The organism is Mojavia sp., from assembly GCF_059505145.1.
Genome location: NZ_JCACKA010000068.1, coordinates 77,616 through 88,699 on the forward strand (window position 1 = coordinate 77,616; position 11,084 = coordinate 88,699).

Below are 11,084 nucleotides of genomic sequence, written 5' to 3' on the forward strand. Positions count from 1 at the left end.
ACATCGCACCTAAGAGGGTAGCTCTAGGCCCCGACCGAGCAAGGAAGTTGCGAAACATTGGCAGATGAAAAGCCTCATAAATAGGGATTTTGAGCTAAGTCAGAAATTTTTTCTTAACGGTACTTAAACAAAAATCAAGCCCAAATATAGCCCAAACTGGCTTTATAAAAAGCGAACAGGTCACTATTTAAGAGCAACCAATTAAAAAATCGGAAAGACATGGCTGTTCTAAATGCCTCTAAAGCCTCAGTAAAAGTATTCAAAGGTTTATTCGCCCACCTTCGTCTTAATCCACCAGTCAACTGATGCCAAAGAATAAAAGTGTAGGCACAGAAAACTAGAATAAAATGGCGCAGTAAACTCCTTTGATCTCGAACTTGATATTCTTTGAGTCCTAACCATCCCTTGGCTTCTCTGTAAAAAACTTCTACCCAATTTCTTTGGCAATATGTCTCAACTATCCATTGTGGAGTGACAATTGATGGTGAAACATTGGTGATGAAATAGTCGATATCAGTGGCATTAGAGAAAGCCGAAGCATTCATGACGATAGCGATATTTCGCTTTCCACTTAAACCTGATATTTCTACTTCTTTAGTTGCTACCCATAGTGTTTTGGGTTTATTTAACTCGATTTGAATTTCTGTAAAAGCCTCTTGGGGTATGAGTTTTGCTAATTCATCCAATCTAATTGTTTTTTGAATCTCTTGAACGCCATTGATAATGACTTTGCGATTTTTCGCTAATCCACCTAGATACTTTAATTGCCTTTTCTCTAGCTCTAATAAGAAGGATGTATTGTTGCCATATCCTGCATCTACAATTACTATCCCTGGTTGATATTTTCTGTTAATAGTTTTATCTATTAACTTGATTGCTAGTTCTGGCTTCTTTTCAAATAGGGGGTCTTGTTTTCCGTTTACTAAAGAATCAGCGTGCTGATATAACTCGATATCTAACGGTACGCTTTTTCTTGCATCGTATAAATGCGTTGTTACCACTACTATTCCTAAATCTATTTTGCCAATTTCTCCGATATACTGTCTCCCTACGCCAGCCGTAAAATTACCACTTTTTCTATGTCCAGAATCATCAATTATTAAGCTAAAGCCTCTACTAATTCTCGTCTGGCTACACTTGTTCATGATCTTTAACCGACGCTCATTTACCTGCTCACTAGACTCCTGTGCTTCAGTTAAAAAGTGGTGTAATCGGTGGTAAGTCACGCCTACAGCATTCTCTGCCATCTGAAACAGGTTTTTTCTCTCACTTTCACCCAGTAATCCCCCTACATAGTGTCTAAACTCTCTTTTTTGAGCCTTATGAGTAAACACATCATCAAATTTTTGACACCATCTTTCAAAGCATGGCGGCATTGCTGCGGGAGTGGTTTCTTTCATAAGCTTCTTTCAATGTGAAAGCTATGCTATTTAACCATTTTAGCCTTTTTTACTTTTCTGTTTTGTTTAAGTACCGTTAACTTGTTTTCTTACTTGCGCCTCAGTGCCTAAGCAAACGCCTGAATATTATTCCTTATTTAATTGGCTTGCATCTTTGGTCTCTATACAAACTCTTAACTGTTCAGCGAGAACTTTGATATGCGGCTTTCTCAGCATAGTTAGGTGATTACCAGGAATCAGATGAATTTCCGTTCCTCCAAGCGCTAGCTCATTCCAACCCATACTTGGATCTGCTTCGCTAATGTTAGATTCGTCGCTTGTTCTCAAAAGTGTAATTCGCTTGGGGTAAACCTGCGGAGTATAGTTAACAGTTGCTTGACTATTGGCAGAGAAAACACGCAGCATGGGGCAAATTGCTAACTCACTCACATTTCGTGACTTAGACTCTTCAGATATCAATTCGGTTGTGGCAGCTTTTCTTGTAATTAAAGATGAAAATAAATTTATTTTTAACCGTTTTACAAGCTTCTTAAATTTAGTAATTTTGAATTTGTAAGATGCAATAATTATAAATAAGTAATCAATAAAAAATGGCCATATATATCGCACCACTGTAGTCATAATAAACTTAAAACTTTTGCTAAATGAGGGTTTATTACGGTCAATTGGAGCTAAAGTATCGAGCACCGCAACTAAAGCTACTTCATCTCCAGAGTTACGGAGTTGTTGAGCTATCTCAAAAGCAATCCAACCTCCAAAAGACCAACCTCCTAAAAAATAAGGGCCTTGGGGCTGCACTTTACGCAATGCTTCAATATAGTGAGCAGCCATTTCCTGAATGCAAGTTAATGGAGATGTTTTTCCATCAAGCCCAAGAGGTTGTAATCCATAAAATGGTTGTTCTTTCCCCAAATGATGAGCTAATTCGTAATAAGGAAAGACAACGCCGAAAATGGGATGAACACAGAAAAAAGGTGGATTTGAACCATGAGGCTGAATTGCAACTAAAGGAGACCAAGGTAAAGAATCTATTTCTGAGCTTATAGCGATCGCTAAACTTTCAATTGTGGGATTTAAAAATAAGGCAGATAGCGGTAAGCTATGCTTTAACTGTTTGTTTATTTGATTCATGAGGCGCACAGCTAGCAGCGAATCTCCTCCAAGGTCAAAGAAGTTATCTTGAATACTGACACGCTCAAGGTTGAGAACTTCAATCCAAATTTTTGCTAGTGTAGACTCGGTTGAATTACGAGGAGCGAGTGCGGCTTGTTCTACTAAACTGCTAGTTAAGCTCTTAATTGCTTTGAGCGCCTGATAATCTACTTTACCATGAGGTGTTATTGGCAGAGAATTTAACATGATAAAAGCTGAAGGTATCATGTATTCTGGCAATTTTTGTTTTAAGAATTCCCGCAGTTCAATATTTGTTAGTGTCTGTTTTTGAGTGGGTACAATATAAGCTACTAAGCGGCGATCGCCAGACATATTTTCTTGAGCGATAACTACTACTTGCTTTATATTTGGATGCTGACTTAGGACTTTTTCAAGCTCTTGTAACTCGATCCGAAAGCCGCGAATTTTTACTTGATTGTCAATACGTTCTAAAAATTCAATATTACCGTCTGGTCGATATCGGGCTAAATCACCCGTTTTATAAAGTCGCGCTCCCTCTTGATTACTAAAAGGATGGGGAATAAATTTTTCAGTTGTTAATTCTGGACGATTAAGGTAACCTCGCGCTAGCCCATCGCCACCAATGTATAATTCGCCAGGAATTCCAATTGGTACAGGTTGTAAATGTTTATCTAATATATATATTTGAGCGTTAGCGATCGCCCGACCAATGGGCGGTTTTTCTTCGGTATTTTTAATTTCAGCAACGGTTGACCAAACAGTGGCTTCAGTCGGCCCGTAAGCGTTGAAAAACCGACGGCTAGAATTCCACCAGCGTTTGACAATATCTTCGCCACAAGATTCGCCTGCACAAATAATAGTTTGCAGTGCAGGAAGTGATTCTGGAGTTAGAACTGCTAAAACCGCAGGCGGAAGAGTGACGTGAGTAATAGCTTTTTCGCGCAATAGTTGCAGTAAATTTTGCCCTGGTAGCAGAGATTCTTTTTTTGCTAAATAAAGAGATGCTCCTGTTTGCAATGCCATGACAATTTCAAAAATTGCAGCATCGAAACTCAATGATGCGAATTGCAGAATGCGGTTACTCGGTTGCAAATTAAAAACCTCAATCTGCGCTGCTGCTAAGTTTGCAAGTCCTTGATGCTGAATCAAAACGCCTTTAGGTTTGCCTGTTGAGCCAGAGGTATAAATCACATAAGCTAAATTGTCAAAGGTGACGCAGCATCTGGGATCTTCCTGGCTTTGGCAAGCGATTGCTTTTCTATCCTTATCCAAGCAAACCACAGATACCGCAACCTTCCCCAAACGCTCAAGAAATTGTTGCTGAGTTAGTAATACTGAGACTTTCGCATCTTCTAGCATCAAGTTAAGACGCTCTTGAGGATAGCTGGGATCTAAAGGCAGATATGCTCCACCCGCCTTGAGGATGCCTAACAGCCCAACTATCATCTCTAAAGAACGCTCTAGGCAGATACCCACTAAAGCATCTGGAACTACCCCCAGTTGTTGCAGGTGATGGGCAAGTTGATTCGCTCTAATATTTAGTTCGTGGTAGGTTAATTGCTTATCCTCAAAGACTATTGCTACAGCATCGGGAGTTTGTTTCACTTGCGCTTCAAACAACTGATGAAAACATTTGTTGTATAGATAGTCTTTTTTGGTGTCATTCCATGCAATCAATAACTGCTGGCGTTGTGTCTGTGTTAAAAGTGGCAAGTCACACAAGCGTTGTTGGGGATTGGCGACAATGCTTTCTAGCAGCGTTTGGAAATGTCCCAGCATTCGGGTGATGGTGATGTCATCAAATAAATCGCTGCTATAGATGACTTGTGCTTTGAGATTACCCAATTCTTGCCATAGGTGAAACTCTAAATCAATCTTTGCGGTTTGACTATCGAACTCAAACAGCGAAAGCGTTAGTTCAGGTAATTCTAGGGCATTAATGGGAGTGTTTTGCAGGCTAAATACAACTTGGAATAAGGGATGATGACTTAAAGAACGCTGTTGGTGCAGTTCTTCCACTAACTTTTCAAAGGGTAAATCTTGATGGGCATAAGCTCCCAAAGTTACCTCGCGTACTCGCTGCAACAGTTCTCGAAATGTCGGGTTACCTGATAAATCGGTACGCAATACCAAACTGTTAACAAAAAACCCAATTAACCCTTCTATCTCGCTGCGGTTGCGATTGGCAATGGGTGAACCTACTGCAATGTCCTCTTGCTGGGTATAGCGATAAAGCAAGGTTTGAAACGCTGCAAGCAGAGTCATGAATAAGGTAACGCCTTCTTGCTGGCTAAGTGCTTCTAGCGTTTGAGTTAAGGATTGCGGTAGTTGGAGAAATTGTTTTGCACCTTTGTAGGTTGAAACTGCTGGGCGGAGGCGATGCCTACGGCGAGCTTCGCTAACGCTGGGAAGATTCAGCACACAAATGCCGTCTAACTGCTTTTGCCAGTAAGTTAACTGAGTTTGCAACACTTCGCCCGTCAGCCATTCACGTTGCCATGCGGCGAAATCTGCATACTGGATTGGTAGTTCTGGTAGAGGCGATTGCTTATTTTCTACAAAGGCTTTATATAATGCCTCTAATTCTTTAATAAGCACGCCAATCGACCAACCATCAGCAACGATGTGATGTAAATTCAGCAGCAACACATATTCTGCTTTATCGAGTTGTAGCAGCGTCACTCGCAGCAATGGCCCGGTAATGAGATTGAAAGGACGTTGCGCTTCTGCGGTTGCGAGTCGTTGGGCTTCGGTTTGGCGTTGATTTGGTGAGAGATGTTGTAAGTTGATGACGGGAAGGGGAATCTTTAAACAAGGTGCGATCGCTTGCACTGGTTGTCCCTCTACCATCAAAAAGGTAGTGCGTAAAGCCTCGTGGCGATGGACAATTTCGTTGAATGTTTGCTCTAAGGCAGTTAAGTTGAGCGAACCGATGAGGCGAAGTGCCGCCGCCACATTATAAACAGGATTGTTTGGTGTCAACTGCTCAAGAAACCACAATCGCTGCTGGGCAAATGATGTGGGAAAGACGAAAACTTCTGCTTCAGCAAGATACTGGCTCATAACTCAATACGGTTCAGTTAAGATAATTTATCTGTTGAGGTTGGCTGGCGAAGCTGGAGAGAGAAAAAGGTTTATCTGAATTGTATTGAAGTTATACCAATTTGAAAAAAAGAATGCGACAGATGGGTAGAGGCACAACAATGTTGTGCCCTGACGAATAATTTATGTGTCGCAAACATTATTTGAATTGGTATAAAGCCTAAATTTTTGAGTTCAAAGCCTGAAGCTTCTCGTTTCAAACTAGACTCTCATATCATGTCCGCCTAATCACTTATGATTACCGCATCTGTGCAAAAATCGTAAAAGCCTCTTTCCCCCTACGGTCTAAATGATAAGTCTTCAACCGGACATGATATCACGGGCGATCGCGCAAAGTGCAGTGCAATTATGCAATCGCACCCACAACGTTCGTTATGGAAATCTTTCCTCGCTAATCCCCATGCCCCATTTTCAAATCAGTTTTTAACGAGTGCGGCAATTGCAGCTACTAATTTGCAGGGATCGGCTGGTTTCGCAATGTGTCGTTGAAATCCGGCGGCAAAAACCTGCCTTTGTGTTGTTTCTGCGGCGTAAGCAGTAAGGGCGATCGCGGGGATCTGTCCACCTTGATGGGCGGGCATTGCGCGCACTTTCCGCAGCAAGGTATAACCATCAACATCTGGCATACCTAAATCGCTCAACAATAAATCTGGCTTTGACTGCTCCATTGCTGTCAGTGCTTCATTGGCTGATGCGGCGATCGTAATGATTGCTCCTTGCTGCTCCAAGAAAAAAGCCAAAAACTCACGTGTATCAGCATCATCATCAACAATTAACACCTTTACTCCCTCTAGTGGAGCGTAGAGCATAGAGGTGGGATAAAAATTATTAGAGCGATTATTATCTACTGTTCCTAATTCTTGACTCTGTTGTTGTACTGGTAGAGAAACTGTAAACGTCGCGCCTTGTCCTTCTCCGAAGCTTTCGGCACAAACTCTACCGCCATGTAACTCGACAAGCTGGCGCACGATCGCTAAACCCAGCCCCAATCCACCAGAACTTCGGGTTGTACCACTATCTGCTTGACGAAAATACTCAAATACATGGGGTAAAAATTGAGGACTAATACCCTTACCTGTATCGCTGACACGGAGTTGTACTTCTGAGTCAATCTGTTCTAAATAAACTTCGACTTTTCCTCCAGATGATGTAAATTTGACAGCATTAGATAGCAGATTCCAAACAATTTGTTGCAGACGGCTACTATCACCCTTTACCATTCCAACTGCTGGATTTAAATGCAAATAAATTTGAATTGACTTTGCTTCTGCCGCTAATTGCACCGTCTCTAAGGCAGATTCAATAGTAGAAGCAAGATTAACACTTTCTAAATTCAGTGCCATCTTGCCCCGTAGAATCCGGGATATATCCAACAGATCATCAATTAACTGAGCCTGTAATTCAGCATTCCGTTCAATAGTTTCCAGGGCACGAGTGATCGTTGTTTCTGTCAATGAGCGATTTTTCAGTAGCTTTGCCCAACCCAAAATTGGGTTCAGAGGAGAACGAAGTTCATGAGAGACAATGGCTAGAAATTCATCTTTGATGCGGTTCGCCGCCTCAGCCGCTTCTTTAGCTTGTTGACGCTCCTTTGCTTTTGCCAGCGCCTGATCTCGCAAATTCTTATATTCTTGAACTCGGTAGGTTAAATCAGTGACATCTTGAATTGAGAACAGGGCATAAAACCCATCTTCATCTAATGCAGGCACAGCAGTTACAGTCGTGTGCTGGATACGGTATTGTCCCTGTGGTAAAGGTACAGGAATCACATATTTATGCAGTTGCGAAGAAAAAATTGTCGGAGGCCCACCTTGAAAAATTTGTTGTAGGCGGCTAGTGTAGCGGGGTTGATTTAAATGTGGAAAATATTCATCAATAGAAGTTCCAATAATCTTACTTCTAGGAATTTTTGTCCATTCCTCTAAACAACTGTTCCAATATAAAACGGTGCGATCTGAATTTAGAACAAAAGCTCCCAAAGGAATTGTATCTAAAAGGCTAAATTTTTCCTGAGTTTGCTCAATTTTGTTCATGATATTATCACATCGGCTACGTTTTTTTGTATATACTTTTACTTAATATAGGACTCATATTTGATTTTTGAACAAAATTCAGTACACCTTTATTCCTTCTTCCCAGTCCCCAGTCCCTTACCTCTACGAGTGATTCAGAAATCAAATCGGATTGCTATATTATCCTTCATGATACTGCAATCTCTTCGTTAATTACCTTAATTAACGCATCGAATGTACTTACCTCGAATACTAAAATAATATCTCCAATAATTTCTAATTGTTCAATTGTAAACCTTGCCTGTGCAAGTAGGATTTTTGAGCTACTTGCATTTGCAGGTAATAATAAGTTATCTATCGTATCTTCTAAATAAACAGGTAATGTATAGTTCATGCGCTGCTTTAGTACATTGCTGATCGAACCCATCACTCCATTAATCACAATATTACCAATTTCGCTCAGGGTTCCAATTTTGACTGCATCTAAGTCAGCTGAACCCGGTTCTTCTCCAGTTAGAACTGCAACCAATGTTGATGCGCTGTCAGTGGGAAAAATCAAGCCAGCAGTGCCATAAAATGAGCCTGTAAAACCTAGCCTGACAGATGCCAAATTATCATCATGAAATCGTGCTGCTAATTCTTGGTAGGCAGCGGTAGCAGTTAATACTTTCACAAACGGAATTTCTAAACGAATGTGAGAGTCTACCATCTCATTGAGTAAACTTGCCGCTCGACCAACTCCAATATTAATTAATTCTTGCAGGGCATCCAGTTCTTCTGCTGTGACATTCATGTAAGCTTTATCCCTTAGTATTGATAACTTTCTGGACTACCTCTCGTAATTCGTTTTCTTTAGGTGGTTTATTAATAAAATTGACTGCTCCCAGGCTATAACTTTGATTGCGTGCGCCATCTTGGATATCGGCTGAGATAATGATTGTGGGAATTTTTAATTTTTCATCTTGAAGAGCCTGAAGAAATTCAAACCCATTCATGTCAGGCATCAAAAGATCAGCCAACACGCAGTTTGGCTTGTGGTTGTGAACCATTTCTAATCCTTCACGTCCATTAGTGGCTTCTAGGATTTCATAGCCATCTACTTGCAAAAACTTGCGGATCATTCTACGAGAGAAGGCTGCATCATCAATAATCAAAACCAAAGCCATCAGATTTATCCTTGTAATTTTTTTGCGTAGAATCTTTAATTTTAGGATATTTATTCTATGTTTTAATTGAATAAAATATATTTCTTATTAAGGAAACAATTTTTAATTTAAGTAATATTAATTTATATATTTGGTTACAGAAATGGTAGATTTAAAAAAAATAGATGATGCTGAACGTATAATGGGATTGATTAGTAGTATCAATAAACTTAATTTCTGAAAACAAGCCAAAATCTTAAAATATCAAGGGCTTTGAATTTTGGCTTTCAAGAGGTGGCACTAAGTATAGCCAAAATTTTAAAATTAGCCATTTTCCAAACATTGCTAGATTTTGGAAATATCATCTAATTAAAGCTTTGCTTTCCGAAGCCAGTGCAAAATTGTTGTGTGGTGGATATCGGTTACCCGCTCGATTTCTCGCAAGCTCATGCCATTGAGATGCATTTTGAGGCAAAGCTCCTTGACATCATTTGAGTAGCACCAAGGTTGATAAGATTCGAGAAATTGACGACCACATTGTTTACACTTGTAACATTGTCTGTCTTTCCGACGACCATTTTTGAAAGTTTGGCTGGAATGGCAACGAGGACATTGCATGTCTCTCACTTTGTCATTTAGGGTAAACATTATTCTTTCAGCATTAATTTACGTTAACATCTCTCTAGAGACTGATTATTATGTAGTCTAAAAATATATTAGTATTAATACAAAAGATATAGATTATAAGTTTATCAATACAATGGAGTTAGCAGAAATCGATGATGATGATGATATAGAAGCATTTCTTGTTGAAAGCTATGAAAATCTGAATCAAATAGAGCAAGACATTATCGATCTAGAGAAAGAATCTTCAAACCCAGAAGCAGTAATTCGTATTTATCGATCGCTTCATACCTTGAAAGGAAACTGTGGTTTTTTACCGTTTCCTAAATTAGAATCGCTGGCTCATGCGGGGGAGAGTTTGCTAAGTGATCTGCGCGATAGTGCTGGCGATCGCCAAGCAGTAAATCCTCTCATCATCAGTACTTTGCTGCAAACAGTTGACGCTATTCGGCAAATATTGTCCCAAATCAAAATTACTAGGCATGAGGGTGATAACGATTACTCAGTTCTCATTCAGGCTTTGGCTAAATTGCAGGAGCCTAAACAGACATTAACAATCACGCCTCTATCACCTCAACCTGCTGTGAATATGCAATTGCAACAGCTAGGTGAGAGCGAACTTCCAGAAACCACAACCTTAAATGCTTCAGAATCTTCCATTCGAGTTAATGTTGGACTTTTGGATCAAGTGATGAACTTGGTGGGTGAACTCGTGTTAACCCGTAACCAGCTAATCGGAATTAGTGAGAAATTCAAGGATACTACCTTCACTGCAACTTGCCAACACCTGAACTTAATTACATCTCAGTTGCAAGAAGGAGTGATGAAAACTCGGCTACAACCACTTAGTACCATTTGGCAAAAATTTCCGCGCGTAATTCGTGATTTGGCGATCGCATTTGATAAACAAGTTCAAGTGGAAATGGAAGGAGGAGATACAGAATTAGATAAAAGTATTATTGAAGCGATTAAAGACCCCTTAACTCACTTAATACGCAACTGCATCGATCATGGCATTGAATTACCAGCCGAACGCGTTGCTTATGGTAAGCCAACATCAGGAAGGGTATTCCTCAGAGCCTTTTATGAAAGCGGCAAAGTAAATATTGAAATTGGCGATGATGGCCACGGGATTGAGCCAGAAAAACTTAAAAGGCGAGCGCAGCAACTTGGTTTAGTAAGCGCTATGCAAGCTGCGTCCATGAGCGAGCCGGAAGCGATGAATTTGATTTTCTTACCCGGTTTCTCGACCACTGAACAGGTAACAAACCTTTCAGGGCGGGGCGTAGGAATGGATATTGTCAAAAGCAATATTGAAAAAATTAACGGAACCATTGAAATTCAAAGTCAGCCCGGACAAGGAACAACCTTTAAAATCAAAATTCCGCTGACATTGGCAATTATTCCTGCATTAATTATCAACAGTGGAGGCGATCGCTATGCCATTCCCCAAGCAAGTTTACAAGAGCTAGTCCGCCTAGAAAAAGAACAGGCACTTAATAGCATTGAAATGTTTTATGACGTACCTGTGTATCGCTTGCGGGGCAATCTTATACCATTGGTTTACCTCAATCAAGTATTGCAGTTCCAAGACAAACACCCACATTCCCCACTCAGCAACGCCACTTGCTCCACTTGGGGAGACCCCAAGACCGCAGTGGCTCCTC

General features: G+C 40.4%; 7 protein-coding genes. 1 reads left to right on the forward strand and 6 read right to left on the reverse strand.

Annotated features, from left to right (window positions below; all coding sequences use genetic code 11):
- Positions 1–134: 134 nt before the first annotated feature.
- The 6 genes from AC5JL8_RS16425 to AC5JL8_RS16450 form a co-directional block, all read right to left on the reverse strand.
- The gene (locus AC5JL8_RS16425) at positions 135–1,400 is read right to left on the reverse strand and encodes an IS701 family transposase (protein ID WP_495880760.1); all 1,266 of its coding nucleotides are present in this window, start codon (positions 1,398–1,400) and stop codon (positions 135–137) included.
- A gap of 126 nt (positions 1,401–1,526) precedes the next feature.
- Positions 1,527–5,597 carry a non-ribosomal peptide synthetase gene (locus tag AC5JL8_RS16430; RefSeq protein WP_495880761.1) on the reverse strand — a complete coding sequence of 1,357 codons (4,071 nt, stop codon included), beginning with the start codon at positions 5,595–5,597 and terminating at the stop codon, positions 1,527–1,529.
- Between the two features lie 455 nt (positions 5,598–6,052).
- On the reverse strand, positions 6,053–7,669 hold the full coding sequence (locus AC5JL8_RS16435) for a hybrid sensor histidine kinase/response regulator (protein WP_495880762.1): 1,617 nt from the start codon (positions 7,667–7,669) through the stop codon (positions 6,053–6,055).
- A 166-nt stretch (positions 7,670–7,835) separates the two neighbouring features.
- Entirely contained in the window at positions 7,836–8,441 is a 606-nt protein-coding gene (locus AC5JL8_RS16440; RefSeq protein ID WP_495880763.1) for a chemotaxis protein CheC, read from the reverse strand.
- Between the two features lie 7 nt (positions 8,442–8,448).
- Positions 8,449–8,814, reverse strand: a complete 366-nt coding sequence (locus tag AC5JL8_RS16445) for a response regulator (RefSeq protein WP_495880764.1) — start codon at positions 8,812–8,814, stop codon at positions 8,449–8,451.
- A gap of 348 nt (positions 8,815–9,162) precedes the next feature.
- Positions 9,163–9,411, reverse strand: a complete 249-nt coding sequence (locus AC5JL8_RS16450; RefSeq protein ID WP_495880765.1) for an IS1/IS1595 family N-terminal zinc-binding domain-containing protein — start codon at positions 9,409–9,411, stop codon at positions 9,163–9,165.
- 142 nt (positions 9,412–9,553) lie between these two features.
- On the opposite strand from AC5JL8_RS16450, the gene AC5JL8_RS16455 reads away from it, so the two are divergent.
- The coding region (locus AC5JL8_RS16455) for a chemotaxis protein CheA (protein ID WP_495880766.1) at positions 9,554–11,084 on the forward strand (1,531 nt) is incomplete at its 3' end.